This window comes from Streptomyces sp. CB01201 (genome assembly GCF_002803085.1).
Taxonomy (GTDB): domain Bacteria; phylum Actinomycetota; class Actinomycetes; order Streptomycetales; family Streptomycetaceae; genus Streptomyces; species Streptomyces hundungensis.
In genome coordinates, this window is sequence record NZ_NNBJ01000019.1 from 1 (window position 1) to 26,610 (window position 26,610).

The following is a 26,610-nucleotide window of genomic DNA, read 5'->3' on the forward strand; positions in this document are numbered from 1 at the left end:
CCGAACAATTTTTGGGAAAAGCCCCGCACCAGACCCCCAGGGTCACGGTGCGGGGCTTTTCTGCGTTTAAGGTCGAGTCATGCGCTATGACCTCATCATCTTCGACAACGACGGCGTGCTCGTCGACAGCGAGCCCATCTCGAACACCATCCTGTCCGGTTATCTGACCGAACTGGGCCACGCCACCTCGTACGAGGACTCCCTCCGTGACTACATGGGGGCCGCCATCCACCGCGTCCACGACCTGATCCAGGAACGCACCGGGCAGGCGCTGCCCGCCGACTTCGACGAGACGCTGCACGCCCGGATCTTCGCCGCGTTCGAGCGGGAGCTCCAGCCCGTCGCCGGCGTCACCGACGTACTCGGAAAGCTCGTGGCGGACGGGGTGCCGTACTGCGTGGCCTCGTCCGGGAGTCACGAGCGGATCAGGGTCGGGCACCTGAGGACCGGGCTCGACGAGTGGTTCGAGGACGAGTGGATCTTCTCGTCGGAGGACGTCGGGCGCGGCAAGCCGGCGCCGGACCTGTTCCTGCACGCGGCCGAGCGGATGGGCGTCGCCCCCGAGCGGTGCGTCGTCGTCGAGGACAGCCCCCTCGGCGTCGAGGCGGCGCGGGCTGCGGGGATGGACGTGTACGCGTTCACGGCGATGACGCCGGCCGAGCGGCTCGCCGGGGCCAACGGGTACTTCGGCGACATGGGACAGCTACTCGGATTGCTCGGGTGATCTCTCTACCCAGGAGTAAGTAACGGCCCTAGGCTGTGCCGCCATGACAGACGTACGCCTGCGGCACGGCAGGGCGTCCCTGGCGGTGAGTTTCTTCGCGCAGGGCATGGCTTTCGCCCTCCTGGTGACGCGCATACCCGCGATCCAGGACCGGTACGGAATATCCGACGGGCTGCTGCCCGTCTTCCTCGCGGCCGTGCCGATCCTCGCGGGGGTCGGCAGCGTCTGCACCGAGCAGCTGATCAAGCGGGTGCGGCCGAGCGTGGTGCTGCGGTTCGCGCAGCCCGCCGTGCTCCTGGCGCTGCTCGGCGCCGGCGCGGGCGACCGGATGTGGCAGGCCGCGCTGTCGCTCGGCGCGTTCGGGCTGGCGGTGGGGGCCCTCGACGCCTCCATGAACATGCTGGGGGTCAGCCTCCAGCGCACGTACGGGCGCAGCATCATGCTCGGGTTCCACGCCTCGTACAGTCTCGGCGGGATCGGGGGTGCCTCGCTGGCCTGGGTGGGGGCGCACTGGCACCTGTCGCTGCTCGTGTCGTATCTGCCCGTCGTGGCCGTGCTGCTGCCGGTGTGTCTGGTGGCGAGCCGCTGGTACGTGGACGGGGAGCCGGCCGGTGAAGTGGCCGAGGGGGTGGCCGAAGGGGTGCCCGGGGCCAAGCCCGTCGTCTTCCGGCTGTTGTTGCCGCTGTGCCTGGTGATGAGCTTCGCGTACATCGGGGATTCGACGGTCTCCAACTGGAGTGCCAAGTACCTCCAGGACACGCTGGGCAGTTCCGAGCAGCTCTCGACCGTTCCGTACAACGTCTACATGGTGACCACGCTGCTCGGGCGGGCCGCCGGGGACTTCGGGGTGCGGAGGTTCGGGGCGGTGGCCGTGGTGCGGCTCGGGACGGTGCTCGCGGCTGCCGGGTTCGGTGTGGTGGCCCTCGCGCCGGGGCCCTGGGTGGGCATGGCCGGATTCACCCTGCTCGGGTTCGGGCTCTGCGTGATCGTGCCGCAGACGTTCGCCGCGGCCGGACGGCTGTTCCCGGAGGCCAGCGATGCCGCGGTCGCGCGGCTCAACATCTTCAACTACGTGGGGTTCCTCGTGGGCTCGCCGCTCGTGGGGGCGCTCGGTGACGCCTGGAGCTATCGGGGGGCGATGCTCGTGCCGATGGTCCTGGTGCTCCTGACGCTGGTGTACGCCCGTTCGTTCGGCTCGGAGGCCGCCCGATACGGTGGCGGGCATGAGCGGCCGCGCACTGTTGATGTGGGATGAAGCTGTCACGCGCTACGACTTCGGGTCGAGCCATCCGATGGACCCGGTGCGGCTCGCGCTGACCATGGGTCTGGTGCGGGCGTACGGGCTCGACAAGCGGCTGGACATCGTCGCGGCGCCGCCCGCGGGGGACTCGACGCTGCGGCTCGTGCACCGGCAGGACTACGTCGATGCCGTACGGGCCGCGTCCGCGAACCCGCGTGCGGCCGACATCGCGTACGGGCTCGGGACGGTGGACGATCCCGCCTTCGCCGGGATGCACGAGGCGTCCGCGCTGATCGCCGGGCAGTCCGTGGCCGCGGCCGAGGCGGTGTGGGCGGGGGAGGCCGCGCACGCGGTCAACTTCGCCGGCGGCCTGCATCACGCGATGCCGGGCGGGGCGGCCGGGTTCTGCATCTACAACGACGCCGCGCTCGCGATCGCGCGGCTGCTTGAGCTGGGCGTCGAGCGGGTCGCGTACGTGGATGTCGACGTGCACCACGGGGACGGGGTGCAGGCGGCGTTCTGGGAGGATCCGCGGGTCCTGACCGTCTCGATGCACGAGCACCCCCGGATGCTGTTCCCCGGGACCGGCTGGCCCGAGGAGACCGGGGCGGACGGGCCGGGCGAGGGGTCCGCGGTCAATCTCGCGCTGCCGGCCGGGACGGGGGACGAGGGGTGGCTGCGGGCGTTCCACGCGGTGGTGCCGGAGCTCATCGCCGATTTCCGGCCACAGGTCCTCGTCACCCAGCACGGGGCCGACACGCACTTCGAGGATCCGCTGGCCCACCTGGCCGTGTCGCTGGACGCCCAGCGGGCCGTACAGGCGGCCTGCCACTCGCTGGCGCACGAGTACGTCGAGGGGGCGAAGTGGGTGGCGCTCGGGGGTGGCGGCTACTCGGTGGTGGACGTGGTGCCGCGGTCCTGGACGCATCTGGTGGGGATCGCGGGACATGCGCCGGTCGATCCCGAGTCGGTGGTGCCCTCGTCGTGGCGCGATGAAGTGTACGCGCGCACAAGGGAGTTGGGGCCGGGCCGGATGACGGACGGGCGGACCGTGGCGTGGCGGTCCTGGGACGAGGGGTACGACCCGGCGAACCGGCTCGACCAGGCGGTGCTCGCCACGCGGCGGGCCGCGTTTCCGCTGCGCGGGCTGCTGCCGTAGGGCCTGGCCGCCGAGGCGCCTTTCGACGGATGCGGCTGCTGCCGCAGGACCCGGCGGCCGCGACGCCGTTACGCCAACTGTGGGGCAGCACAAGGAAATTGGTGCCCCGGCGGGCTCACTGCGGGAGCATCGTCGGGTGTTGAGCATCGGGGCGCTGCGGGCGCATCTTCTGGCGGCCGGACTGGCCGGGCCGGTGGCCACCTCGCGGGAGGAGAGCCTGCGCAGCTACCGGCTGTTCGCGGCGCGGGATCCCCGGGTCATGCTCGGGCTCGACCCCGAACGGGGTTGGGGCGAAAGGGACTTGCTGCGCCTGATGGCGGACAAGTGCGGGGTGAGCGACGATCCCCGGCATGTGAGCGGGCCCGATGTCATCGACCCGGAGCGGACGCTGGCGGGGCTCGACGCCTTCGCGGAGCGGCTCGGCGAGGTGGCCGGGCGGCGCGGCGCGGTGCTCCTCGGCACCGGGCATCCGCACCGGCTGCTGGGGTTCTACGTCGCGTTGGCGGACGCTTTGTCGGCGGCGGGGTGCTCTGTCCTCACCCCCGCGCAGGGTAGCTCTGTCGACATAACGACCCGGTTCGGGGTACGTACGTACAACCTTGACTACGTACGGGGAGTCGCGTTGGTGCGGGAACCCGGCGCGCGGGGAGCCGGTGGCGAGACCGGCGCACACACCCATTCCCCGCTCCCGATCCGGCTCGCCCTGGGGGCTGCGGCGGGGGGTTCCGGAGGGGTTCCCGACCTTGTGATCGGAGATCACGGATGGGTCTGCGGAGCAGGTCAGCTCGGTATTGAGGCGGTCGGTCTGGCCGATACGGACGACCCCGCGCTGTTCGTCGGCGAGGCCGAGGGGCGGGTGGCCGTGGCCGTTCCGCTTGATGACGCCGTGCGGTCCGATTACTACCGCCCGCTTACTCGCTATGTACTCAATCGAGCGTGTCTGTCACAGTAGGCGGCCGATCGCAGCTCCTCTTCCCCACTCGCACCACCCGCACCTAGTCTGGGGAGTGAGCGCACAGCGACGTTGAGTCACCGGAGGGGAAGCCGGTGCGCGTTCGGTGCGGAAGGTACAGGTGGGTCATGGCTGCTGGGAGTGACAGGCCTCTCAACGAGGTCAAGTTCCTGACCGTGGCGGAAGTCGCCTCGGTGATGCGAGTGTCGAAGATGACCGTGTACCGCTTGGTGCACAGCGGTCATCTGCCGGCGATCAGGGTGGGCAGGTCCTTCCGGGTCCCGGAGCAAGCAGTTCACGAGTATCTCCGCGAGTCCTTTGTGGGGGTGGAAACAGCCTGACGGAGCCTCGCGCTCCCCTCGGATTACGTCCCTCACTCGGCGGCAGGTAGGCTAGGCCGACGTAGGTCGTGTGGGCCCAGACGCCCCGCACCAAGTGAGAAGAAGTGAGCGAGGGTAGTCGTGGGCTCTGTTATCAAGAAGCGGCGCAAGCGGATGGCCAAGAAGAAGCACCGCAAGCTGCTCAAGCGCACGCGCGTTCAGCGTCGCAACAAGAAGTAAGCGAGCGCTGTTCGTGAGTTCACAGCCCTCCCGCCGGATGATCGGTGGGAGGGCTGTGGCGTATCCGGACGCGGTCGCCGAGGCGGTTTCTCGGCCATGCGCGGGCACGGGGTCATCGCCGCGCAACATCCAGCCGCTACGGTGGCGCACAGGGCGTAGGGGCGTACCTAAGGCCGAAGGAAGGCGCTGATCTTGGGGAAGGTCGTGCTCGTCACCGGAGTGGCCCGGCAGCTGGGCGGTCGCCTTGTGCGGCGGATCCAGCGCGATCCCGAGGTCGACCGGGTGATCGGGGTCGATGTCGTCCGGCCGGAGCACCCATTGGGCGGTGCCGATTTCGTGCGGGCGGACATCCGCCAGCCGGCGATCGCCCGCGTGCTCGCCGAGTACGCGGTGGACACCGTCGTGCACATGGATGTGACCGGGACGCCGCTCGGCTCCGGCGGCGGCCGTGCCACGGTCAAGGAAACCAACGTCATCGGGACGATGCAGCTGCTCGGCGCCTGCCAGAAGTCGCCGACGGTCAGACGGCTCGTCGTGAAGTCGAGCACCAGCGTGTACGGGTCCGCGCCGCGCGATCCCGCGGTGTTCACCGAGACGACGCCGCCCAAGTCGCTGCCCAGCGGCGGCTTCGCGAAGGACGCCGTCGAGGTCGAGGGCTATGTGCGCGGCTTCGCCCGGCGCCGGCCGGACGTCGCGGTGTGCGTCCTGCGGTTCGCGAACATCCTGGGGCCGAGCGCCGATTCACCGCTCGCCGAGTACTTCTCGCTGGCCGTGCTGCCGACCGTCCTCGGCTACGACCCGCGGCTCCAGTTCGTCCACGAGGACGACGTCATCGACGTGCTGCGCATCGCCTCCGGCGAGCCGCGGCGCGGCACGCTCAACAGCGGCACCTTCAACGTCGCGGGGGAGGGCGTGCTGCTCCTGTCCCAGTGCTCGCGGCGCCTCGGCCGGCCCACGGTGCCGGTGCTGCTCCCGGCGGTGCGCTGGGTCGGGACGGCGCTCAGAACGGTCGGGGTGACCGACTTCTCGCCGGAGCAGATTCGTTTGCTCACGCACGGCAGGGTGGTCAGTACCCTCCAGATGCGCGAGACACTGGGCTACGAACCCAAGTACACGACCGCCGAGACGTTCGCCGACTTCGCCCGCAGCCGGGGCCCGGGGCTGCTGCCGCCGGACTCGCTGGCCAGGGCTGTGGACCGGGTGGCGGGGCTGCCGTTCGCGCCCTTCCCGGGCGGGACGCGAGCCCGGGCCACCACCCCTTCGAACGCGGAATGAGGAGCGCACCAACGATGGCGGACGCCAAGGTCATCCCGTTCGACGACGACCGCTCGCGCCAGAGCGCGCAGCGCACCGGCCGCAGGCGTGCGGTCCCGGGCCGCCGCAAGGCCGAGCCCGGGCCGCAGCCGCTCGCTGCACCCGCTGTACCCACTGCACCCGTCAGTGCCCTGCCCGGGGCCCAGGAGGGCGCGGAGCGGGCCGCGGAGCCCTCTGCGGAGGCACCGCGGGAACAGGGCGGCTGGGACCGGCGGATCGCCGGCGGCCTGTCGTTCCTGCGGCGGCGGATCACGGGTGAGTACGACGTCGACGAGTTCGGCTACGACAAGGAGCTCACCGACCAGGTCCTGATGTCGGTGCTGCGGCCGTTCTACGACAAGTACTTCCGGGTGGAGGTGAAGGGCGTCGAGAACATCCCGGCCGAGGGCGGGGCGCTGGTCGTCGCCAACCACTCCGGGACGCTTCCGCTGGACGGCCTGATGATGCAGGTGGCCGTGCACGACCACCATCCGGCGGGCCGCCATCTGCGGCTGCTCGCGGCGGACCTGGTGTTCATGCTGCCGGTCGTCAACGAGCTGGCCCGCAAGGCCGGTCACACCCTTGCCTGTTCGGAGGATGCCGAGGCGCTCCTGGAGCGGGGCGAGGTGGTGGGCGTGATGCCCGAGGGGTTCAAGGGGATCGGCAAGCCGTTCGGCGAGCGGTACAAGTTGCAGCGCTTCGGGCGGGGCGGCTTCGTGTCGACCGCGCTGAAGACGGGCACGCCGATCGTGCCGTGTTCGATCGTGGGGGCCGAGGAGATCTACCCCATGATCGGCAACGCCAAGACGCTGGCCCGCCTTCTCGGCTTCCCGTACTTCCCGATCACGCCGACGTTCCCTTGGCTGGGCCCGGCCGGCCTGGTGCCGCTGCCGACGAAGTGGACGATCCAGTTCGGCGAGCCGATCCCGACGGACGGCTATCCGCCGGAGGCGGCGGAGGACCCGATGCTGATGTTCAACCTGACCGACCAGGTGCGCGAACAGATCCAGCACACGCTGTACAAGCTGCTCGTGCAGCGGCGGTCCGTGTTCTTCTGACGGTTGCCGTTCTGCCGGTGCGTACGGGAGCGGCTTCCGGTACGCGTGTGAGGGATGCGCGTGTGACGGATACGCGTGTGAGGGGCCGGGAAATGTCCCGGCCCCTCACACGTTCGCGCACGTACTTCAGGCTCCGGCTAGTCCGCCTTCTCCTCGTCGATGCCCAGGCCCGGCAGCAGGCCCGGCAGGAGCGGGGGCAGGGTGACGTCCGGCACCGGAGGCTTGGCCGACTTGTGGGGCGGGGCGGGGGTGGTGCTGCCCGTACCCGGCTCGAACAGGCCGCCCGTGTTTCCGCCCAGGAGGCCCTCGTTCGAGGGCGAGCCGGACGGTTGCTGCGGCGGCTTTCCGCTCTGGCCGGGGGTGCTGTGGCCGGAGGCGCTGGACGAGGACGGCGCGGACGGGCGGGTCGCGCCCGAGGTGCCGCCGGGGTGCGAGGTGGTGTCCTGCCGGGTGTGCGTCTTGGAGGACGTCTTGGGCAGCAGCGACTGAAGCGGCTGAACCTCTTGGTCTATGGCGGTGAAGACCGACGTCACCTTGTTGCCGACGTCGTTCAGCTGCGGGGGCAGCTTGCCGCGCAGTTTGCTCCAGGTCTCGCGGTGCGCCTGGGAGAAGGAGTTGAGCGCGGCGATGGGGCCGATGGAGCCGTCCCGGGCGTAGGCCTGGTGCAGCAGGCGGTGGCCCTCGGAGGCGTCGTGCTCCATGCCGCTGAGGGCGCGCCGGACCTCGCCGAGCTGCTCGTGATTGAGGTCGCCGGAGCGCCCTCTCTCCAGCAGGCGTCTCGCCTCGGAGAGCCGGGTCGAGGCCTGGTCGAGGTAGAGCTCACCCCGGCTGGCGTCGTCGTCGGCCATGCCGAGCTTGAGGTCTTCCATGCCCCGCTTCAGCCCGTACAGGGAATCACCGGGGAGGGCGTCGGAACTGGCAGCGGCCACTCCGCTGAACGCGCCCGCGGCCACGCCGATGCTGAGCCCCCCCGCCGCAATGCCCTTGGACCAGCGGGAGCGGGGTCGCAATTTCCGGAGCGACGTCGCCCGGTGGGCGCCGCGGCCGGTCCGCTGCTCGGGCACCTGAGGGTCGGCGGCACCGCCGCCGGCGAACATTCGCTCCATCTCGGCCATGAGCAGCGCCCGCTGCTCGATCTTGACCTGCGGGTCCATCTCCGGTTTCGGCAGTTCGCCGAGCCCACCCGCCAGGGTCAACAGCCCGCCGGTGTCGGCCTGTTCGGCCGGCCCGGTCTCGGGTGTCTCCTGGTCGGCCGCCGAGGCTTCTTCCAGGGCCTGGGCGAAGGCGTTCGCCCGCCGGTGCGCCGATACGTTCGCGATCACTGGCGGCACCTCCTCTCGTCATCACGGTCGACTCCCCAAGGGGCCTGGAAGGTTGCACGCCTTGAGCACATCCACACGATCGAGTGAGCAGCTGTGGGCATGGCGTGACCGCAGGGAGCCTGCATCCCGCACAACGACGGACGCGGCACTTGGGTTACGGACGAAAGATGAGACGAAAGATGATCGGACCACAGCGTCATCGAATGCTCACGGACGGTGAGTTGGACCCGCCTGGGGCGGGTCGTCGGGTGGTTCCGGAAGGCCGGGCGATCAGCGAGCGTCGTCCGGCAGGAGCCGGGCCAGGGTGCGTACGGCCCGGTACTGGAGGGTCTTGATCGCGCCCTCGTTCTTGCCCATGACCCGGGCGGTCTCGGCGACCGAGAGGCCCTGGAGGAACCGCAGGGTGACGCACTCCTGCTGCTGGGGATTGAGCTTGCGCACGGCTTCGAGCAGGGCGGCGTTGGAGAGCGACTCCAGGACGGAGTCCTCGGGGGAACGCTCGACCTCGTTGGCGTCGAGCATTTCGCCGGTGGTCACTTCGAGCCGGAAGCGGCTCGACTTGAAGTGGTCGGCGACCAGGTTGCGCGCGATCGTGACCAGCCAGGCGCCGAAGTCGCGGCCCTGCCAGGTGAAGGTGGAGATCCGGCGCAGGGCGCGCAGGAACGTCTCGCTGGTGAGGTCCTCGGCCGTCGCCTTACCGCCGACGCGGTAGTAGATGTAGCGGTAGACGGTGTCGCTGTACTGGTCGTAGAGCCGGCCGAAGGCGTCGGCCTCACCGGCCTGGGCGCGCTCGACGAGGTCCATCATGCGGGCGCTGTCGCTGTCGGCGGTGGGCCGGCGGGCGGTGGGCGTCGCGGACGTGCCCGTGCTGCGGCCGCCGCTCCGTCTACCGACTGCGGCACCACCGTCGGCCAGGGCGTAGCAGGGCCCGACGGGTGTTGCGGTGGCGAAGGCAGGGGCGCCGGCGTACGCGGTGGGGACGAAGACGCGCAGGCGGTCGACGACCGCCCCGCGCAGCGTAGCCAGGCCCGAGGCGTCAACCCCGACGTGTGGGTACACGGGACTCCCAGAGGCAGAGCTTCCATCACGTGCAGTGCGGAACTGTTCACCCATCGTGGCGATGTGCGGGTTCCGGATTGCGTCTGAGGAGAATAACGCTTCGTGCAGGGAGCGCTACACCCAGTTGCTCAAATCGTCGATTCCGTCGCTTCTGTTACGTCTATGCGTCTGTTCAAGTCGCACATCGTGAGCGGAAGTTGATCGAGTTGCTTTCGGATCTGTCCGCGCCGGAGATCTGTTGTGCCCGGGTGTGGGCAACGGGGCTGGCGGGCCAAGGGGGTGGGGGCGAAACCCACACAATCGAATATTCCGGCGGGCTGACGGCGGCCGGCAGGCGCGCGTGGCTGCGGACAGTGGCGAAAGGGCCCCCGGGCGCGCCCGGCCCGGACGGCGCCGGCCGGCTCCGGCTAGCGCCGGCGGCGGTGCAGGGCGACGGCTGCGGCCGTGCCGCCCGCCAGCGCGCCGACCCCGGCCGCGGCCGGGATGCCGACCTTCGCGGCCTTGCGGCCGGTGCGGTAGTCCCGCAGCCGCCACTCGCGCTCGCGGGCGTGCTTGCGGAGTTTGGCGTCGGGGTTGATGGCATAGGGGTGGCCGACGAGCGAGAGCATCGGGATGTCGTTGTGCGAATCGCTGTACGCGGCACACCGGCTGAGGTCGAGCCCCTCGGCGGCGGCGAGCGCCCGGACCGCCTCGGCCTTGGCGGGCCCGTGCAGCGGTTCGCCCACCAGGCGTCCCGTATAGACGCCGCCGACGGACTCGGCGACCGTGCCGAGCGCGCCGGTCAGGCCGAGACGGCGGGCGATGATCGTGGCGGTCTCGACCGGTGCGGCCGTCACCAGCCAGACCTTCTGGCCGGCGTCCAGGTGGGCCTGGGCGAGCGCGCGGGTGCCGGGCCAGATGCGGTCGGCCATGTACTCGTCGTAGATCTCCTCGCCGATCGACATCAGCTCGGAGACGCGGTGGCCCTTGACGATGGACAGCGCGCTGTCGCGGGCGTCCTGCATGTGCTCGGGGTCCTCGACGCCGGCCAGCCGGAACCAGGCCTGCTGCCAGGCGAAGCGGGCGAGCTCGCGGCGCTGGAAGAACTTCCGCTTGTACAGGCCGCGCCCGAAGTGGAACAGGGCGGCGCCCTGCATCACGGTGTTGTCGAGGTCGAAGAAGGCGGCGGCCAGGTCGTCCCCGACGACGGGGAACTCGGGCTCCGACGGGGTCTCGTCGGCGTTGGCCTGTGCCAGTTCCGCCAGCTCTGCCAGTTCCTGCGAGGACTTGCGGGCTGCCTCGGCTGCGGCCTCGCCGGCCAGCACGCTGCGTGCTGTCGCCGAGCGCCTACGAGGGGTGAGCCATCCCAGTACGGCCATGCCGTGAGCATAGCCAGTCTGTTCGGGACTTCCCGACGCGTCGGTATGCGATGGCGTGAACTCTCCGAGGCCGTCGTGTTAAGCGGACGATCCGGGCTTATGGGTCCCCGGGGTGCCCGGGGCGGGAGAATGGAAGGCATGAGTCCCTTGCTGCGACGTACGAAGAAGCCGGGCGGGAACCCTGCCGACCGGGTGGTCACCTTGATCGGGAAGCCCGGTTGCCATCTGTGCGACGACGCCCAGGAGGTGATCGAGGCCGTGTGCGCCGAGACGGGCGCGGCCTGGGAGAAGAAGGACATCACGCAGGACGAGGCGCTGCACAAGGAGTACTGGGAGCAGATCCCGGTCGTGCTCGTCGACGGCGAGCAGCACACCTTCTGGCGCGTGGACCCCGTACGTCTCAAGACCGCGCTGACCGGTTGAACCCGGGCGGTCGACCGCTTTTTCCGGGGCGCTCGGCCCTGAGCGGTTGAGCAGCCAAATGATGGGGATCGCAATAGTTGCGGTTACCATCGTGGTCGTTTTGCTGTGATTCGGGGGTATCGCTGTGAGGAGAGTGTGCGGCTTTGCCCCCTTCGGGTCCTGAACGGACTGAACCCGTCTGCGGTTCCGCGATTCCCTCCTCGACTCGCGTGAGCCCGGTCACTTTGCTCGGACAAAGCGGACACCATCTTTGTGCACGCGTTCACAAAGACATAGCCTGCATCCGACGGGGCGGCCTTGGGACATGTGGCCGCCTACAGCCCCGCTCATCCCGCAGGAGCACCGTGGCAACTGGCCGAACTCACCGACCGGCGACCCGAAGCCGAGGAATCCCCGAGGCCACCGTCGCCAGGCTTCCGCTGTATCTGCGTGCGCTCACCGGTCTCTCCGAGCGCTCCGTGCCGACGGTCTCCTCGGAGGAACTCGCGGCCGCCGCGGGGGTCAACTCCGCGAAGCTGCGCAAGGACTTCTCGTACCTCGGGTCGTACGGCACCCGTGGCGTCGGGTACGACGTCGAGTATCTCGTCTACCAGATCTCCCGGGAACTGGGGCTGACCCAGGACTGGCCGGTTGTGATCGTCGGTATCGGTAACCTCGGCGCGGCCCTCGCCAACTACGGCGGCTTCGCCTCGCGTGGTTTCCGGGTCGCCGCCCTGATAGACGCCGACCCCGCGATGGCCGGGAAGCCGGTGGCCGGGATGCCGGTGCAGCACACCGACGACCTGGAGAAGATCATCAGCGAGAACGGCGTCTCCATCGGGGTCATCGCGACCCCGGCGGGCGCCGCCCAGCAGGTCTGCGACCGGCTGGTCGCGGCCGGGGTGACCTCCATCCTGAACTTCGCGCCGACCGTGCTCTCGGTGCCCGACGGTGTCGACGTGCGCAAGGTCGACCTCTCCATCGAGCTCCAGATCCTGGCCTTCCACGAGCAGCGCAAGGCCGGCGAGGAAGCCGCCGTCGCCGAGGCGGCCGCCTCGGCCGCCGCCGTGGTGCCGCCGGTGCGCGCCGCGGGCAGTGGCCGGAAGGGACCGGACGGGGACATGCCCGCCGTGATGCCGGCATGAGCCTCCTGGTCGTCGGCCTCAGCCACCGCAGCGCCCCCGTCAGCGTCCTGGAGCGGGCCTCCCTCTCCGCGGACGCGCAGGCCAAGCTGCTCCACGACACCCTCGCCGCCGAGCCCGCCGCCGAGGCGGCCGTGCTCGCCACCTGCAACCGCATCGAGCTGTACGCGGACGTGGACAAGTTCCACGCGGGTGTCGCCGAGCTCTCCACGCTGCTCGCCCAGCACAGCGGCGTCGGCCTCGAAGAGCTCACCCCCTATCTCTACGTCCACTACGAGGACCGGGCCGTCCACCACCTCTTCTCGGTGGCCTGCGGCCTGGACTCGATGGTCGTCGGCGAGGGCCAGATCCTCGGCCAGATCAAGGACACCCTCGCGCTCGGGCAGGAACTGCACACCGCCGGGCGGCTGTTGAACGACCTGTTCCAGCAGGCGCTGCGGGTCGGCAAGCGCGCCCACAGCGAGACCGGCATCGACCGGGCCGGGCAGTCGCTCGTCACCTTCGGCCTTGAGCAGCTGGCCGCCGGGGCGCCCGTCGAGGACTGGGCCAAGGGCAAGCGCGCGCTGGTCATCGGCGCGGGTTCGATGTCCTCGCTCGCCGCCGCGACGCTCGGCCGGATCGGCATCGACGAGGTCGTGGTCGCCAACCGCACCCACGCCCGCGCCGAGCGCCTGGCCGAGATCCTCGGCGAGTCGGGCACGGCCGCCCGAGCCGTGCCGATGGCCGATGTGGCGCGGGAACTGACACGAGTCGACATCGCGGTGTCCTGTACGGGCGCCACGGGTCTGGTGCTGACCGGCGAGGCCGTCGCCGCCGCGGTCGGCGAGAGCCTGGTGGACCCGGTGCCGCTCGTGGATGTCGCGCCGGCCCCGGGGTGCCCCGTGGGCTTCTCCGGCTCGGCGGCCGCGGGTGCCGCGGTGGCCGGGTTCGGGGTGGTCGACGAGGCGCTCAGGGCCGACGGCGCGACCGCCGAAACGGACGCCGACTCCCTTGAGCTGCACGGCAGTTGGGCCGAGAACACCCAGCGGCGGATCCCGCGCGAGCGCCGCGACGTTCCGGTACCGGCCGGGCCCGTGAAGCTGGCGCTGCTCGACCTCGCGATGCCGCGGGACATCGACGCCGCCGTGCACCGGGTGCCCGGGGTGCGGCTCGTCGACATCGAGTCGCTCGCCGAGGCCTCCGCCGACGCCCCGATGGCCGCCGACGTGGACCGGGTGCGCGCGATCGTCTCCGACGAGGTGGCCGCGTTCGGCGCCGCCCAGCGGGCCGCGCACATCACGCCCACGGTGGTCGCGCTGCGCGCCATGGCCGCCGAGGTCGTGGCCGGCGAGGTCGCCCGCCTGGAGGGCCGGCTGCCGGACCTCGACGACAAGCAGCGCTCCGAGGTCACCCAGACCGTGCGCCGCGTCGTCGACAAGCTTCTGCACGCCCCGACCGTGCGGATCAAGCAGCTCGCGGCCGAGCCCGGCGGCGCCGGGTACGCGGACGCGCTGCGCACTCTCTTCGACCTCGACCCCGAGACGGTGGCCGCCGTCTCCCGGGCCGATCTGAACGACGCCGATGTCAAGAACCGAGGGCGGTCATGACCGAGAAAGCACTGAGACTCGGGACCAGGCGCAGCAAGCTCGCCATGGCCCAGTCCGGCCATGTGGCCGACGCCGTACGGCAGTTGACCGGACGTCAGGTCGAACTGGTGGAGATCACCACGTACGGCGACACCTCCCGCGAGCACCTCGCGCAGATCGGCGGCACCGGTGTGTTCGTCGTGGCGCTGCGCGAGGCGCTGCTGCGCGGCGACGTCGACTTCGCGGTGCACTCCCTCAAGGACCTGCCGACCGCCGAGCACCCCGACCTGGTGCTCGCCGCGATCCCGGCGCGCGAGGACGCGCGTGACGTGCTGGTCGCCCGCGACGGGCTGACCTTCGAGCAGCTTCCGGACGGCGCCCGCGTCGGCACCGGTTCGCCGCGCCGGATGGCACAGCTCAACGCGTACGCCCGCAGCCACGGCCGCACCATCGAGACCGTGCCGATCCGCGGCAACATCGACACCCGCGTCGGATACGTCACCAAGGGCGAGCTCGACGCGGTGGTCCTGGCCGCCGCCGGGCTCAACCGCATCGGACGCAGCGACGTCGTGACCGACTACCTGTCGGTCGACACCGTTTTGCCCGCCCCCGGCCAGGGGGCACTGGCGATCGAGTGCACGGCAGCCGATGCCGGCCTCGTCGCCACGCTCGCCGAGCTCGACGACCCGCTCACCCGGGCCGCCGTGACCGCCGAGCGGTCCCTGCTCGCCGCCCTGGAGGCCGGCTGTAGCGCACCTGTGGGTGCGTTGGCCGACCTTCTGGCCGACGGGCAGGTTGTTCATGAGATGCGCCTGCGCGGAGTTGTCGGTACCACCGACGGTTCCTCGCTGGTGCAGCTGTCCACCACCGGTCCCGTACCCACGTCGCACGACGAGGCGATGGCCCTCGGACGCGAACTCGCGGACGAGATGCTCGCCAAGGGTGCGGCCGGTCTTATGGGGGAGCGAGCACTTTGAGCCCCACGACCCACCCCACCGCAGCCGGAAACGTCACCTTCCTCGGTGCCGGACCCGGTGACCCCGGGCTGCTGACGCTGCGCGCCGTGGAGGCGCTGGCGTCCGCCGACGTCCTGATCGCCGAGCCGGCTGTGCTCGACGTTGTTCGCGCGCATGCGCGGGCAGGTGTGGACACGCCTCAGCTGACGGTTATTGACGAGGCGTCAACAACCGCCGGGATCCCTGTGTTGCGGGATGCCGCCAATCTTGTCATGGAGGCCGCGCGCTCCGGCAGGCGGGTCGTCCGTGCGGTGTCCGGCGACCCGGGCCTGGACGGCGACGCGGCCGGCGAGATGCTGGCCTGTGCCTCCGAGGGCATCCCCTTCGAGGTGGTGCCGGGCGTGGCCGCCGCGGTCGGTGTGCCGGCGTACGCCGGTGTGCCGCTGAGCGGGGCCGGTGGCGCCGACGTCCGCTTCGTCGACGCCCGTACCGCCTCCGAGCGGTGCTGGGCCGAGGTCGGTGCGAGCGACGGCACGGTGGTCGTGTCCACCACCCTGGAGACGGTCGCGGCCGCGGCCGGCGAGCTGGTGTCGGCGGGCCGTAAGCCCGACACCCCCATGACCGTGACGATCGCGGGCACCACGACCCGTCAGCGGACCTGGTCCGCGACGCTCGGCTCGGTCGCCCAGGTGCTCAAGCAGGCGAAGGTGCTGCCCTCGCCGGACGGGCACCAGGCGGTCATAGCCGTGGTCGGCGAGCGCAGTGCCCCCGCCCAGCGCGACCAGCTGTCGTGGTTCGAGTCCAAGCCGCTGTTCGGCTGGCGCGTGCTCGTACCCCGTACGAAGGAGCAGGCGGCCTCGCTCTCCGACCAGCTCAGGTCGTACGGAGCCGTGCCGCACGAGGTGCCGACGATCGCCGTCGAACCCCCGCGCACGCCCCAGCAGATGGAGCGCGCGGTCAAGGGTCTGGTGACCGGCCGGTACGAGTGGATCGCGTTCACCAGCGTCAACGCGGTGAAGGCGGTCCGCGAGAAGTTCGAGGAGTACGGGCTCGATGCCCGCGCCTTCGCGGGGATCAAGGTCGCCGCGGTGGGCGAGCAGACGGCGGCCTCGCTGGTCGAGTTCGGCGTCAAGCCGGACCTGGTGCCCAGCGGCGAGCAGTCGGCGGCGGGGCTCCTGGAGGACTGGCCGCCCTACGACCCGGTCTTCGACCCGATCGACCGCGTCTTCCTGCCCCGCGCCGACATCGCCACCGAGACGCTGGTGGCCGGTCTGATCGAGCTGGGCTGGGAGGTCGACGACGTCACGGCCTACCGGACGGTACGGGCCTCGCCGCCGCCGGCCGACACGCGTGAGGCGATCAAGGGCGGCGGCTTCGACGCGGTCCTGTTCACCTCGTCCTCCACGGTGCGCAACCTGGTGGGCATCGCGGGCAAGCCGCACAACGTGACCGTCATCGCGTGCATCGGCCCCGCCACGGCCAAGACGGCGGAGGAGCACGGGCTGCGGGTGGACGTGATGGCTCCGGAGCCGTCCGTCCACAAGCTGGCGCAGGCTCTGGCGGACTTCGGTGCGGCGCGGCGGGACGCGGCGGTTTCGGCGGGCGAGCACGTCACGCGCCCCAGCGAGCGCCGCCCCGGCGCGCGGCGCCGCCGCACGACATAACCCGGGCCACGCGGAGCCCCGGGCCCCTGCCCGGGGCTCGGGGTGGGTCGGTTCCGGCCCCTGGGGCTCCGCCCCAGACCCCGTTCGCGCCTGAACGGCGCTCGTCCTCAAACTCCCCCAAGGCCTTAAGGGCCAGGGGGGACCCCCATGACGGGCTGAGGATGCCGATGCGGGCCAGCACCGAGCCTTTAGGGGCGCGAGGAACTGCGCGAGAAGCGACCACGGCCCGCACACGGAAACGGGGTTGGGGGCGCGGGGAACTGCGCGAACGGCCACGCACGTTGGACGGACGAGAACGGGGTCAGGGGCGCGGGGAACTGCGCGAACGGCCCCCGCGGTCCGCAGCCGAACGCATCCGGGGGCCCGGGGCGCAGCCCCGGAAGGTCGGCTGTCACCATCCACCCCCGGAGGGTTGCGGGAAGGGGTGGGGCGGGGAAAACACCCCCCGCGACCGGCGTAGCGTGTACGTCATGACTGAGTACGGATCCTTCCCCGGGGCCCGGCCCCGTCGGCTGCGCACCACCCCCGCCATGCGCCGCATGGTCGCGGAGACCCAGCTGCACCCCGCCGACCTCATCCTCCCCGCGTTCGTACGGGAAGGGATCACCGAGCCCGTCCCGATCCAGGCCATGCCGGGCGTGGCCCAGCACACCCTGGACACCCTGCGGAAGGCCGCCGTCGAGGCGGTCGGCGCGGGCGTCGCCGGGATCATGCTGTTCGGCGTTCCGGAGGACGAGAAGAAGGACGCGGCCGGCACGGCCGGGACGGACCCCGACGGCATCCTCCAGGTCGCCATCCGCGCCGTGCGCGAAGAGGTCGGCGACGACCTCGTCATCATGTCCGATCTGTGCCTGGACGAGTACACGGACCACGGCCACTGCGGCGTGCTCGACGCCGACGGCCGCGTCGACAACGACGCCACCCTGGAGCGCTACGCCGAGATGGCCCAGGTCCAGGCCGACGCGGGCGTCCACGTCGTGGGCCCCTCCGGCATGATGGACGGCCAAGTCGGCGTCATCCGCGACGCGTTGGACCAGACCGGCCACGAGGACGTGTCGATCCTGGCCTACACCGCGAAGTATTCCTCCGCGTTCTACGGCCCCTTCCGCGAGGCCGTCGGCTCGTCGCTGCGCGGCGACCGCAAGACGTACCAGCAGGACCCCGCCAACACCCGTGAATCCATGCGGGAGTTGGCGCTCGACCTGGCCGAGGGCGCGGACATGGTGATGGTCAAGCCGGCCGGCCCCTATCTCGACATTCTGGCCAAGGTCGCCGAGTCGGTGGACGTGCCGGTCGCGGCGTACCAGATCAGCGGCGAGTACGCGATGGTCGAGGCGGCGGCGGAGAAGGGCTGGATCGACCGCGACCGGGCGATCCTGGAAACCCTGACCGGCATCAAGCGGGCCGGCGCGAACATGATCCTCACGTACTGGGCCACCGAGGTGGCCCGAGGCCTCTGACCTCGGCCTCGTCTGTAGAACGCGGCGGCGCCGGCGCTCAGCGCCCCCCGGGAACCTGGACGGGTGCGTCAGCCGGCTCCGCTGCGCCGCGGGCGAAGGCGCGGGGTAGGTGCGGTAGCGCGCCACGTGGGTGTTGAGCTGGTCGATCGATAGCGGCGCGGACATCTCCCGGGCACGCGACCCAGCCTGTGCGAGGGCGGCCTGGACAGCCTGGACTGCCTCCTGGCCGTGCCGCGGCTCGGCGGCCGGCTGCGCTCCGATCGAGGCGCGGCGCACCGGCCGGCTGGTCCGCTCGAACAGGACGGCGTCCAGGGCGCGTTCCTGTTTCCGGACCGCCTGGCTCACCCGGCCTGCGAGACGTGCAGCCGCTCGGTCGTCCTGCCGAAGGGAACGCCTCGCCCTCGGGGTGAGCCGGGACCGTCACCAGCGGAACGTCCAACTCGACTGTTCTCGAAGGGACTTCGCGTGCTCCGCCAGATCGGTCACTATCGTGTCCGGGCAGAACGCGAAGTGTTCCGCCGCGAGCACCACCGCTTCGTCCCGGTCCGTCGGCGGGGCCGCCACCGACACCGTCAGGCTCTCGGGGCTCAGGCCCACCACGCGCACCCCGAACCTGTCCTCCCACGACCTCAGCACCGCGCACAGCCGGGCCACGTCCTGCTCGTGGTCCGCAGGGCCGCACCAGCCAAGGGCCGCCGGCACATCCGCGCTGCGGCGGGCCGGGACCAGTGCCGCGCGGGCACCTTTCAGATGCCCCTCGGCCGCCGCCGCGACCCCGGCCGCGACCTCGGCCGCCCTGCGGTCGGGATCTTCCTGTAGCTCGGGCGCCTCCGCCAGGCCGGGCCAGGCCGCCGCCTCAAGGCCCAGCTCGCCCTCCGCGTACGCCGCCCAGAACTCTTCCAGTACGTCCTCGGCGTCATGGTCGCCCGGGTACGACATCGCCTCCGGGGCCAGCTCCCAGTCCGCCAACTTCCGTATCCCGCCCAGCAGTACGGGATGCAGACCCGCCGCCCTGCGCGCCGGGGCCAGGCGCGCCCAGTCCTCCGGGCCCGCCGGATCGTCCGCGTACCAGAGCAGCGGTTCGGCCGCCGGGCCGACCACCCTGCCCGGCGGCAGGCCGAGGCCCAGCGCCTTGCCCGTCGGGTCGGCCGTCAGCTGAGGGAGTGGATTCGCAAGCATCGCCATGCCCCGAATGTAGGTCCCCCCACTGACAACGCCCGCGCGACCGGGGCGGAGCTCAGAGTTCCGCTACGAAGGTCCGCCAGGCGGTGGGGTTCAGGGTGAGCGCGGGGCCGTCCGGGTTCTTGGAGTCCCGGATGTGGATGGCCTGAGGGTGTGCCGCCACCTCGACGCACGCCCCGCCCTCGCTGCCGCTGTAGCTCGACTTCCGCCAGGCGCAGGCCATTTCGAGGCACTGGCCGCCGTCGCTGCCGCTGTAGCTGGACTTGAACCACTTCAGTGAGGCGATGCTCATTGCTCTCCTAGCCAACGGTCCAACAGGCCCTTGGTGTCCTCTGTGTTGAGGGCCTGTGTTCGCAGCATCGCATACCTCTGAGCCAGGATGCTCACCTCGTCGGGATCAGTGATGATTTGGCTTCCGCGTTGTGTCTCGGTGTAGCCGAGGAGCTGATGGTCCGGCGTCTCCAACAGGGTGAATGGGCCGTCCAGGGCCGCGTGGCGCTTCAGGTTCACGGGCATGATCTGAAGAGTCAGGCCTGGGAGGTCGGCGCACCGGCGCAGATGTTCCAACGCTTCCCGAAATACTTCATCACCACCTAGGCGGGCCATCAGGACTGCCTCCGCGATGACGAAACTGATCGTCGGCGGCTCCTTCCGGTGCAGTATCTCCTGCCGCTCCAGCCGCGCAGCGACCTGCGCGTTGATCTCGTCCTCGCTCATCGCGGGCACTTTGCTGAGGAACACCGCCCGCGCGTAGTTCTCGGTCTGGAGCAGGCCGGGCAGTACCTGGTTCTCGAACCAGGACAGGGCGATGGCCTCGCGCTCCAGGTCCATGTACTCCTCGGCCCACGCCGGGATCAGGTCGATGTCCGGCATGTTGGCGACGGCCGTCTGTAGGGCGCGCTTGGTATCCAGGAGGGCGTCGAGGGAGCGGGCCAGGTCGGGTTTCAGCGGGCGGCGGCCCTGCTCGATCGAGGCGATCATCTCCGTGTGCAGCAGCACGCGTTGGCCCAGTTCGCGCTGGGTCAGGCCGGCGGCCGCGCGGAACTCCGCCACGAGGGCGCCGACCATCTTCATCGTCGACGCGTTCTTCCGGGTTCGCTTGCTGGGGCGCATGCCTGCCAACTCCCCTCAGGGGTACGTACGTTACGCATCCGGGACCCGTACAGAATTTGTGTACGGGTCGGGCCACTGCACCACCCCAGGCGTCCTCCGTAACTCTCCCCCCATGACCATGAGCGAGAACGAAATGCGGGAGAAGTTCTATCCCCGTGAGCGCCAATCCGTCCCCGCCGCACGGAAGTTCGCGACCGGCGCCGTCGTCGACTGGGGGTTCTTCCACCGGCTCGACGGCATCGCGCTGTGCGTCAGCGAGCTGGCGACGAACGCGCTGCTGCACGGGGTGCCGCCGGGGCGCGGGTTCCTGTTGCGGCTCCGGCTGTGGGAGGGGGCCGTGCTGCGGGTCGAGGTGCACGACAGTGGGGGCGGGGTGCCCCGGGTTGCCGAGGGGGCGGGCGGTACGGACGAGGGCGGCCGTGGGCTGGTGCTGGTGGACGTGCTGGCCGACAAGTGGGGTGTGGGGGAGCGGGAGCCGGGCAAATTCGTGTGGTGTGAGTTCATTTGCCCGGGCGGTGAATCCGGCGATGGCTCGGATCTTGGAACGGTCGGATTCGGGTCGGGGGGCGCTGCGTAGGGTGCCGGTTCGGACCGCCAGGTCGCGCCGTCGAACCGGCGGCTGCGATGGCCACCGGCTACGAGGTTTTCGTTCACGAACCAGGAAGTGGCATGGCTTGACCTCGCACCCTTGGCTCGGAACCGCGTTGCGTCTGCAACGCGCGTTCGATAGACATTGATCTGGTCCAGTGGGGTGCGGGGTGCGCAGGGGGAAAGCCGCCGTAGCCCGGCCTGCTGGCGATGACTATGCGGGGGTGTGTGCATGAAGTTCGACATGGGGTCCACGACTCTGTCCGATCTGGGGAAGAGCACGGAAGGGTCGAGCTCCGATCTGGGGTCGCTGATCCGGCAGTTGATCGCGGCGGCGGATCCGCTGGAGGGGAAGTTCAACGGGTCCGGGAAGGCCGCGTTCGACTCGTTCAAGGCGCATGCCGACGAGATCACCAACGACCTGAACGGTTCGCTCCAGGACATTCTGGGCGGCCAGTCCGGCATGGACACCGCGTTCAACGCAGGTGACCACGAGCAGGAGTCCAACGCCCACAAGAACATGTCGGCGGCCAACTTCGACGCGGCCCGCTTCGGCGCACGCCGCTGACCACCGGGGGATCAGGAACATGGGTCACAACCAGGACCGGCTCAGCTACGACACCGGAGCCTCCACCGAAGTGCAGGGCGGTCTGGCCGGCATCGTCGGCCACCTGGAACGCGTGCTCAACGACCGCGACCGCGCCGTGAAGGCCGCCATGGCCGAGTTCACCGCCGACGGCGTCTCGGACGAGTACCACGGCAAGGAACTGCGCTGGAACAAGGCCGCCACCGAGGTCCGCGAGATCATCCGGCTCGTGCGGGGAACCCTCGAACTCAACGACGGCACCGCCCACTCCACCCTCTCCAAGGCCAAATCCGCCGTCGACGCCATCGGCTGAGACAGCACTCGGGGGCAGTGGTTGATTCACGAGGACACAAGAACGGGGGTTTGGCATGTCGGGGTGGGACGTCTCGCAGTCTGGGGTGGAGTCGGTGACTTCGCTGGTCGGGGTGGCGATGGACGATGTGGCCAAGAGCGTGAAGTCGTACGAGACGAACATGACCAGCGCCGCCGGTTCCGCCGGCACGATCAGCGGTGCCTACTGTGGGGCGACGCCTATCGGCCCAATCGGAGCGGCGCTGGGGCTGTTCGTGGAGAAAACCGCGGGCGACGTGCTGTTCCTGGGGGCCCGGGCGGCGAAGTCGGTGAACGGTGCGCGCCAGGCAACGGCGTACTACGTCGTCGGAGATCTTGAGATGGCTGCGAACTCCGAGCACACGGCACTGTCCGCGCCAAAGATCGAGCTGCCCAAGCCGGGTAATCCGCAGGACGGGAAGAAGTAGCACATGATCGAACCGTCCGGCATACCGCAATTCCTGGGCAATTTGGACCAGTTGGAGAAGGACATCTCCGGGCTGCGCACGGACGCCACGGGCATCCGCAATGGCGGCAAGGATGTGCACTCCCGCTTCCAGGCCCTGGCGGGTGTCTACAAGGCACCCGAGGCGGAGCAACTCCTGGGCACCACGCGGCCGGTGATGGACAAAGCGGAGATCTTTGCCCAGAACCTGGAGACGGTGGCCGACGCACTGGAGACGTTCTCCGTCGAGGCTCGACCGCTCGCCGCGCAACTGGCCCAACTCAAAAGTGACGCACTCGCGTTCGTCGACAGCGTCTCGGGCGATGACGACTGGACGTACGACGAGGACAAGGTCAGCCGACATCAGGGGCTCATTGACGGCGTGAGCGCCGCCGAGAGCGCCTTCAGGGGCGCGGAGAACCGGGCCGCGAGCAAGATTTCGGCAATCGTCGGTGGCCCCAAGTTCGTCTACGACGACGGCAGCCACACCTCCACTGGCCAGACGGTGATGTTCGGCTACGCCCTGGACGACCTCAAGCACGCCGAGGACCTGCCTTGGGGCACACCCGAAGCCGAGTCCCACCACCCCTGGGAGATCGGCTACTTCGCCAAGAACTACCTTTGGGACGGCTTCCTCGTCGGTGGAGTCGGAAGCACCTTCGAGGGTCTGGGGCACCTGGTGGGCATTGGCGGCTCCGCCGGCGAGGCCTGGGGTGGCATCAAGGACGTCTTCACCGGCATCGGCCTGTACACCGAAACCCCGTACAACTGGGTGATGGACCACACCATCGGTCCGGCCGACCCCGATCCCGACGAGGAGCACGCCAAGGCGGCCACCCGGGAGTTCTTCAAGGGGCTGGTCGCCTGGGACGACTGGAAGGACAACCCCACCAAGGCCGCAGGTGTCGTCACCTTCAACTTCGGTACTGGCCTCGTCGGTGGCGTGTTGCGGGGAATGGGAAAGGCGGGCGAAGCGGGCGAAGCCGCTTCAAAGGCGAGCCGGGCAGCTTCGGCCACTGCTGACCTCATCACCTACCTCGACCCCGTCGTGGTAGGCCTGAAAGTCGGCGGTGCGGCAGTCAGTAAGCTGCCCAGCGTCGCTGAACTCACCTCCCGTATCCGCATCGGCTCCAGCGCGGACCACATCCGGACCGTCTGGGAGTTCAAGGACGGTTACAAAGTCGTCGTCAAAGACGGCGAGTTCATTCCGTACGGCAAAGACGGGAAGCCGATCACCCAACCGGCACCCGAGGGCGTGGACGCGCGGCCGCCGTCCACGTCGGATTCGCAGCCTGGTATGCCTGAGCGCCATCCGGTTGGCGTCGGCTCGCGCATGCCTGAAGCCAGTGCCCACTCTGGAGAAAGCCTGCCTCCGCAGGCCACTCACCAGGCCCCAAGCGGCGGTTCGGGCAGCGGTGCGGGGGCGCATGTGCCGTCAGGCGAGGGGTCCCACACGCCGAGGGGCGATGGCGGCGGTTCGCACACGCCTTCCGGTGGCGGCGGTCACGGCACCGGCGGTCAAGGCCACGCCTCCGATGCGGGTACCGACAGCCACTCGGAGAAACACGCAACTGGCGGCGAGCCGCAAGAGCAGAGGGGAACAGGGAGGCCGGGCACTCCGGGTGAGACGGGCATAGCGCCCGGCGGTCGTAGGAATGAGCCGCTTCCGGAGTTGACAGCGAAGGAGAAGGCGGCGCACTGGGGCCACCTCGATGAGGTCGAAAAGCGAGCTCCGGAAGAATTCGACCATCTTAAGCACGATCCGGATCACAAAGGTCAAGTCGATGACAAATCGATGGATGAGGCCCGGGTCGGTCTCGATCTTCGGGAGGGTGGTCGCATTCCGGCAGACATTCGCCGCCCGGAGCTGGCCGACAGGGGCGAATTCTATTCCGAGACCACTGGTGAGTACTATGACATCAAGGGTGTCCACTCGGACTATCCGCCGTTCAATAATGTGCGCGACAAGTCCCAGCCATTCAAGGGGGCGTACGACCCGGCCAAGAACGAGGCGTGGGTAAACAAGCAGCTTGCGAAGCAGATCGAAAAGCATGGACGTATAGTCATCATTGACCTTCGGAACGCGAATCAAGCAGCCATTGATAGCGTGAAGGCCGCTGTTGAAAGTCGTGGTTGGGGAGATCGTGTCATCTGGTATCCGTAAGAACTGGAAGCCGACTGTGTTCCCGGGTGATCCGGAAGCCGCGCGGCAACTGCAGGAATGGCTTGCCTCGCAGGAGTACAACCTCAATGGCATGCGGTGCGACTTCCGGGGTGCCGATCTCTCGGGCGGGGATTTCTCGAACGCGTGGTTCACCGATGCGGTTCTCGCAGGGGTGCGGCTTGTCGAGGCGTCCTTCTACCGCGCCGACTTGCAGTCGGCGGATCTGACCGGGGCAGATCTGACCGGAGCGGATCTTGTCAAGGCGAACCTGGACGAGGCCGTGCTCCGATCGGCGCGGCTCGACGGGGCAGATCTGGTGGGGGCGTCATTGTGCGATGTCGATGCCTCAGGAGCGAGCTTCCGTGGAACGAGATTCCTCGGCGCTTCGCTGATCGACACCGATTTGAGGGGGGCGGACCTGTCAGACGCTGTCTTTGACGAGAACCTCTTCGAAATCAAAGTCGACGACTCCACGGTGGTGCGTGGTTTGACCGGCACTGTCTTCGGTCCGATCACTGTCTTCAGTGGCGAATCGTCCCGCGAAGTGGCCGACGCGGAACTTGAGGCGTGGGTCGGGGCCCGGGGTGGACAAGTGCAGGTAATTCCTCCGCGCCGTCCACCGCGGTAGGCCAACACGGCAGGCCAACACGGCCCCTGGGTCGGAATCCGCGATCTCCACAGCGAGTGTCCGGCTCCGCGAGCAACGCGGTCGCAGCTCAGCGGCAGCTGGAACACCGTCAGACCTGTCGCCGCTGCTCATCGCCTTATCGCCCCTGCACTCCCCGCACCCAGCCCCTCGACGGAACAGAGCAGTCGTGACCAAGGACGTCATCGCCCTCACCCCGACCATGCCCGACCCGTCCACCGTGCTCGCGGGCCTGTACGCCGGCGGTCCCGATCTGCGGGTCAGCACCCTTGCCGACGGGGCGGTCCTCCAGCTCTGTACCCCCGGCGGAACCCCCCTCGTCTCCGTCGAGGCCCCGTACCTGGTTCATCACCCGCACGAGGCGCGACGTCTGCTGGGAGATCAAGTTCCTTTGCCGGAGGGCCCGTTCTGGTGGACGGAGGCTCGTGCTACCACCGCCCATCCCGAGGGTGAGCGCATCGCCGCTTCCTTCGCCGGGCGCTTGACCACCGTGCTGGGCGGTACGGTCTGGCCGCCCCATGTCGCCCACACCGATGTCGTCCCCACCGCCGGCCTCGCTCCGTCCGCGACATGCGGCAGCCTCCCGCCGGCCGTGGACATGCAGAGCGATCACGCCTCCGTCATCCTCCAGGACCGCCCGGTCATCGCCCTGTCCAGCTGGCTCTCGCACGCCTTGAGTGCCGCGGCAGCCGGCGGACGGGCCCTGCAACTCATCACGCCTCCCACCTGCCGCCTCACCCAGCCCACCCGCGCTGCACTCGCCGCTCACCCCAACCGCTGGATCATCCAGCACCCCGAACACGGCTACTACGACGGTGTCTCCGGCTGCCAACTCCGTTGGCGCGACGGGGCCTTTGTGCCCGCACTCGACGACACCGGCCACGCCCGCGTCGCGGAGCCATTCAAGTCCGCTCCCTTCGTGTCCGGCCAGGACGCCGCAGCCGCACTCGGCGAACAGCAACTGCTGCTCTCCATACGCACTGTCCAACCCGCTGCCGAAGGCCTGGTCCTGGGCGGTGCCCTGGAGGCCGCTTGGCAACACCTGACCGGGACCCGCCCCGTCGGCTGGGGGACTGCTGAACCGGTCAATCTGCCTTGGAACAGAAGGCAGTTGACCGATCTTGCCCGTACCCGAGCTCAAAAGTCCGAAGCCACCTGGCTCGTCGCTGTCGGCGGCCCGGAACAGCCCGGCATCGCCACCACGCGAGTTCTGCACACCTCGGCAGGCATCGAAGAACACATAGCCTTTGCCCTCGGCTACGGCCCCGGCCGTACGCCGCCCCTGGCCGCGCTCCCCGAACTGGCCCGCCTCCTCACCACCCGGCACGAACTGGCCACCATGCTCACCACACTGCGCGCCGGCCGTCGTGACCTGACCGTCCCCTCATACTTCGAAGCCCTGCCCCTGCCGGTGTCATTCACGCTGGGCCCCGACGCCGTACGACAGGCAGGCCCGGCCCGCGCTGAAGCACCCTCCCCGCACTTGGCGCCGACCCGATTCGGCTCTGCCAGCGCCCCCGCACTTCACTACACCCTCGGTGACGGAACCCAACCGGGTGCCTGGGCCCAACTCCAGCAAGTCACCCGCCACCTGAAGCAGATGCAGTAGGGGCTCGGCGGGGGCATGCGTAAGAGGACCCGT

At 69.8% G+C, this 26,610-nt stretch carries 27 protein-coding genes; 21 read left to right on the top strand and 6 right to left on the bottom strand.

Annotated features, from left to right (window positions below; all coding sequences use genetic code 11):
- Positions 1-79: 79 nt before the first annotated feature.
- From CG740_RS31335 to CG740_RS31370, 8 genes are all read left to right on the top strand, one after another.
- Positions 80-724 carry an HAD family hydrolase gene (locus tag CG740_RS31335; protein WP_100578680.1) on the top strand — a complete coding sequence of 215 codons (645 nt, stop codon included), beginning with the start codon at positions 80-82 and terminating at the stop codon, positions 722-724.
- Between the two features lie 43 nt (positions 725-767).
- Complete coding sequence (locus tag CG740_RS31340; protein ID WP_100578681.1) at positions 768-1,979, top strand: MFS transporter; 1,212 nt, start codon at positions 768-770, stop codon at positions 1,977-1,979.
- Entirely contained in the window at positions 1,948-3,123 is a 1,176-nt protein-coding gene (locus CG740_RS31345) for an acetoin utilization protein AcuC (protein ID WP_100578813.1), read from the top strand. The genes CG740_RS31340 and CG740_RS31345 overlap by 32 nt, the downstream gene beginning before the upstream one ends.
- A 136-nt stretch (positions 3,124-3,259) precedes the next feature.
- A complete protein-coding gene (locus tag CG740_RS31350; RefSeq protein WP_100578682.1) occupies positions 3,260-4,075 on the top strand; it encodes a phosphatase in 816 nt (271 codons plus the stop codon).
- A 128-nt stretch (positions 4,076-4,203) separates the two neighbouring features.
- Entirely contained in the window at positions 4,204-4,416 is a 213-nt protein-coding gene (locus CG740_RS31355; RefSeq protein ID WP_159030439.1) for a helix-turn-helix domain-containing protein, read from the top strand.
- Between the two features lie 120 nt (positions 4,417-4,536).
- Entirely contained in the window at positions 4,537-4,635 is a 99-nt protein-coding gene (locus CG740_RS31360) for a 30S ribosomal protein bS22 (RefSeq protein ID WP_003948845.1), read from the top strand.
- Positions 4,636-4,827: 192 nt separating this feature from the next.
- Positions 4,828-5,910, top strand: a complete 1,083-nt coding sequence (locus tag CG740_RS31365) for an NAD-dependent epimerase/dehydratase family protein (RefSeq protein ID WP_100578684.1) — start codon at positions 4,828-4,830, stop codon at positions 5,908-5,910.
- 14 nt (positions 5,911-5,924) lie between these two features.
- Entirely contained in the window at positions 5,925-6,986 is a 1,062-nt protein-coding gene (locus CG740_RS31370; protein ID WP_100578685.1) for a lysophospholipid acyltransferase family protein, read from the top strand.
- 137 nt (positions 6,987-7,123) lie between these two features.
- Here the strand turns inward: CG740_RS31370 and CG740_RS31375 are convergent, their stop codons facing one another.
- The 3 genes from CG740_RS31375 to CG740_RS31385 form a co-directional block, all read right to left on the bottom strand.
- Positions 7,124-8,308, bottom strand: a complete 1,185-nt coding sequence (locus tag CG740_RS31375) for a DUF5667 domain-containing protein (RefSeq protein ID WP_100578686.1) — start codon at positions 8,306-8,308, stop codon at positions 7,124-7,126.
- Positions 8,309-8,578: 270 nt separating this feature from the next.
- Positions 8,579-9,367: an ECF subfamily RNA polymerase sigma factor, BldN family gene (locus CG740_RS31380; protein WP_053724590.1), complete on the bottom strand. Its 789-nt coding sequence runs from the start codon at positions 9,365-9,367 to the stop codon at positions 8,579-8,581.
- Positions 9,368-9,774: 407 nt separating this feature from the next.
- The gene (locus CG740_RS31385) at positions 9,775-10,725 is read right to left on the bottom strand and encodes an HAD family hydrolase (protein WP_100578687.1); all 951 of its coding nucleotides are present in this window, start codon (positions 10,723-10,725) and stop codon (positions 9,775-9,777) included.
- A 138-nt stretch (positions 10,726-10,863) separates the two neighbouring features.
- Between CG740_RS31385 and CG740_RS31390 the strand changes: the two genes are divergently transcribed.
- The 6 genes from CG740_RS31390 (at position 10,864) to hemB (ending at position 17,914) form a co-directional block, all read left to right on the top strand.
- Positions 10,864-11,148, top strand: coding sequence for a glutaredoxin family protein (locus CG740_RS31390; protein WP_100578688.1), 285 nt, complete (start codon positions 10,864-10,866; stop codon positions 11,146-11,148).
- Between the two features lie 344 nt (positions 11,149-11,492).
- Positions 11,493-12,272, top strand: a complete 780-nt coding sequence (locus tag CG740_RS31395; protein WP_100578689.1) for a redox-sensing transcriptional repressor Rex — start codon at positions 11,493-11,495, stop codon at positions 12,270-12,272.
- Positions 12,269-13,855 (top strand): glutamyl-tRNA reductase, encoded by a 1,587-nt coding sequence (locus CG740_RS31400; protein WP_100578690.1) that lies wholly within the window; start codon positions 12,269-12,271, stop codon positions 13,853-13,855. The genes CG740_RS31395 and CG740_RS31400 overlap by 4 nt, the downstream gene beginning before the upstream one ends.
- On the top strand, positions 13,852-14,811 hold the full coding sequence (gene hemC, locus CG740_RS31405; RefSeq protein WP_100578691.1) for a hydroxymethylbilane synthase: 960 nt from the start codon (positions 13,852-13,854) through the stop codon (positions 14,809-14,811). The genes CG740_RS31400 and hemC overlap by 4 nt, the downstream gene beginning before the upstream one ends.
- Positions 14,808-16,454 carry a uroporphyrinogen-III synthase gene (locus CG740_RS31410; RefSeq protein ID WP_100578692.1) on the top strand — a complete coding sequence of 549 codons (1,647 nt, stop codon included), beginning with the start codon at positions 14,808-14,810 and terminating at the stop codon, positions 16,452-16,454. Before hemC ends, CG740_RS31410 begins: the two co-directional genes overlap by 4 nt.
- Before the next feature lie 470 nt (positions 16,455-16,924).
- Positions 16,925-17,914 carry a porphobilinogen synthase gene (gene hemB / locus CG740_RS31415; protein ID WP_100578693.1) on the top strand — a complete coding sequence of 330 codons (990 nt, stop codon included), beginning with the start codon at positions 16,925-16,927 and terminating at the stop codon, positions 17,912-17,914.
- A gap of 420 nt (positions 17,915-18,334) precedes the next feature.
- Here hemB and CG740_RS31425 read toward each other — a convergent pair whose 3' ends face one another.
- From CG740_RS31425 to CG740_RS31435, 3 genes are read right to left on the bottom strand one after another with little or no spacing between them, the layout of a single operon-like run.
- Positions 18,335-19,099 carry a DUF4253 domain-containing protein gene (locus CG740_RS31425; protein ID WP_100578694.1) on the bottom strand — a complete coding sequence of 255 codons (765 nt, stop codon included), beginning with the start codon at positions 19,097-19,099 and terminating at the stop codon, positions 18,335-18,337.
- A gap of 52 nt (positions 19,100-19,151) precedes the next feature.
- Positions 19,152-19,388: a DUF397 domain-containing protein gene (locus CG740_RS31430; RefSeq protein ID WP_100578695.1), complete on the bottom strand. Its 237-nt coding sequence runs from the start codon at positions 19,386-19,388 to the stop codon at positions 19,152-19,154.
- The gene (locus CG740_RS31435) at positions 19,385-20,209 is read right to left on the bottom strand and encodes a helix-turn-helix domain-containing protein (protein ID WP_234376584.1); all 825 of its coding nucleotides are present in this window, start codon (positions 20,207-20,209) and stop codon (positions 19,385-19,387) included. Before CG740_RS31435 ends, CG740_RS31430 begins: the two co-directional genes overlap by 4 nt.
- A gap of 112 nt (positions 20,210-20,321) precedes the next feature.
- Between CG740_RS31435 and CG740_RS31440 the strand changes: the two genes are divergently transcribed.
- The 7 genes from CG740_RS31440 (at position 20,322) to CG740_RS31470 (ending at position 26,577) form a co-directional block, all read left to right on the top strand.
- Positions 20,322-20,786, top strand: a complete 465-nt coding sequence (locus CG740_RS31440) for an ATP-binding protein (RefSeq protein ID WP_384500046.1) — start codon at positions 20,322-20,324, stop codon at positions 20,784-20,786.
- A 243-nt stretch (positions 20,787-21,029) separates the two neighbouring features.
- Positions 21,030-21,365: a hypothetical protein gene (locus tag CG740_RS31445; protein ID WP_100578698.1), complete on the top strand. Its 336-nt coding sequence runs from the start codon at positions 21,030-21,032 to the stop codon at positions 21,363-21,365.
- A gap of 19 nt (positions 21,366-21,384) precedes the next feature.
- Entirely contained in the window at positions 21,385-21,696 is a 312-nt protein-coding gene (locus CG740_RS31450; RefSeq protein ID WP_100578699.1) for a pore-forming ESAT-6 family protein, read from the top strand.
- A gap of 55 nt (positions 21,697-21,751) precedes the next feature.
- Positions 21,752-22,141 carry a DUF6507 family protein gene (locus CG740_RS31455; protein WP_100578700.1) on the top strand — a complete coding sequence of 130 codons (390 nt, stop codon included), beginning with the start codon at positions 21,752-21,754 and terminating at the stop codon, positions 22,139-22,141.
- 3 nt (positions 22,142-22,144) lie between these two features.
- Complete coding sequence (locus CG740_RS31460) at positions 22,145-24,322, top strand: hypothetical protein (protein ID WP_100578701.1); 2,178 nt, start codon at positions 22,145-22,147, stop codon at positions 24,320-24,322.
- Entirely contained in the window at positions 24,303-24,950 is a 648-nt protein-coding gene (locus CG740_RS31465; RefSeq protein WP_234376586.1) for a pentapeptide repeat-containing protein, read from the top strand. The genes CG740_RS31460 and CG740_RS31465 overlap by 20 nt, the downstream gene beginning before the upstream one ends.
- Positions 24,951-25,137: 187 nt before the next feature.
- The gene (locus tag CG740_RS31470; RefSeq protein ID WP_199846631.1) at positions 25,138-26,577 is read left to right on the top strand and encodes a DUF6177 family protein; all 1,440 of its coding nucleotides are present in this window, start codon (positions 25,138-25,140) and stop codon (positions 26,575-26,577) included.
- Positions 26,578-26,610 lie beyond the last annotated feature (33 nt).

Coding starts and splice junctions, on each gene's coding strand:
- CG740_RS31430 (WP_100578695.1), bottom strand. CDS start 19,388: ATGAGCATCGCCTCACTGAAGTGGTTCAAGTCCAGCTACAGCGGCAGC.
- CG740_RS31345 (WP_100578813.1), top strand. CDS start 1,948: ATGAGCGGCCGCGCACTGTTGATGTGGGATGAAGCTGTCACGCGCTAC.
- hemB (WP_100578693.1), top strand. CDS start 16,925: ATGACTGAGTACGGATCCTTCCCCGGGGCCCGGCCCCGTCGGCTGCGC.
- CG740_RS31445 (WP_100578698.1), top strand. CDS start 21,030: ATGAAGTTCGACATGGGGTCCACGACTCTGTCCGATCTGGGGAAGAGC.
- CG740_RS31440 (WP_384500046.1), top strand. CDS start 20,322: ATGACCATGAGCGAGAACGAAATGCGGGAGAAGTTCTATCCCCGTGAG.
- CG740_RS31425 (WP_100578694.1), bottom strand. CDS start 19,099: ATGGCGATGCTTGCGAATCCACTCCCTCAGCTGACGGCCGACCCGACG.
- CG740_RS31435 (WP_234376584.1), bottom strand. CDS start 20,209: ATGCGCCCCAGCAAGCGAACCCGGAAGAACGCGTCGACGATGAAGATG.
- hemC (WP_100578691.1), top strand. CDS start 13,852: ATGACCGAGAAAGCACTGAGACTCGGGACCAGGCGCAGCAAGCTCGCC.
- CG740_RS31455 (WP_100578700.1), top strand. CDS start 21,752: ATGTCGGGGTGGGACGTCTCGCAGTCTGGGGTGGAGTCGGTGACTTCG.
- CG740_RS31340 (WP_100578681.1), top strand. CDS start 768: ATGACAGACGTACGCCTGCGGCACGGCAGGGCGTCCCTGGCGGTGAGT.
- CG740_RS31355 (WP_159030439.1), top strand. CDS start 4,204: ATGGCTGCTGGGAGTGACAGGCCTCTCAACGAGGTCAAGTTCCTGACC.
- CG740_RS31370 (WP_100578685.1), top strand. CDS start 5,925: ATGGCGGACGCCAAGGTCATCCCGTTCGACGACGACCGCTCGCGCCAG.
- CG740_RS31400 (WP_100578690.1), top strand. CDS start 12,269: ATGAGCCTCCTGGTCGTCGGCCTCAGCCACCGCAGCGCCCCCGTCAGC.
- CG740_RS31390 (WP_100578688.1), top strand. CDS start 10,864: ATGAGTCCCTTGCTGCGACGTACGAAGAAGCCGGGCGGGAACCCTGCC.
- CG740_RS31460 (WP_100578701.1), top strand. CDS start 22,145: ATGATCGAACCGTCCGGCATACCGCAATTCCTGGGCAATTTGGACCAG.
- CG740_RS31450 (WP_100578699.1), top strand. CDS start 21,385: ATGGGTCACAACCAGGACCGGCTCAGCTACGACACCGGAGCCTCCACC.
- CG740_RS31335 (WP_100578680.1), top strand. CDS start 80: ATGCGCTATGACCTCATCATCTTCGACAACGACGGCGTGCTCGTCGAC.
- CG740_RS31385 (WP_100578687.1), bottom strand. CDS start 10,725: ATGGCCGTACTGGGATGGCTCACCCCTCGTAGGCGCTCGGCGACAGCA.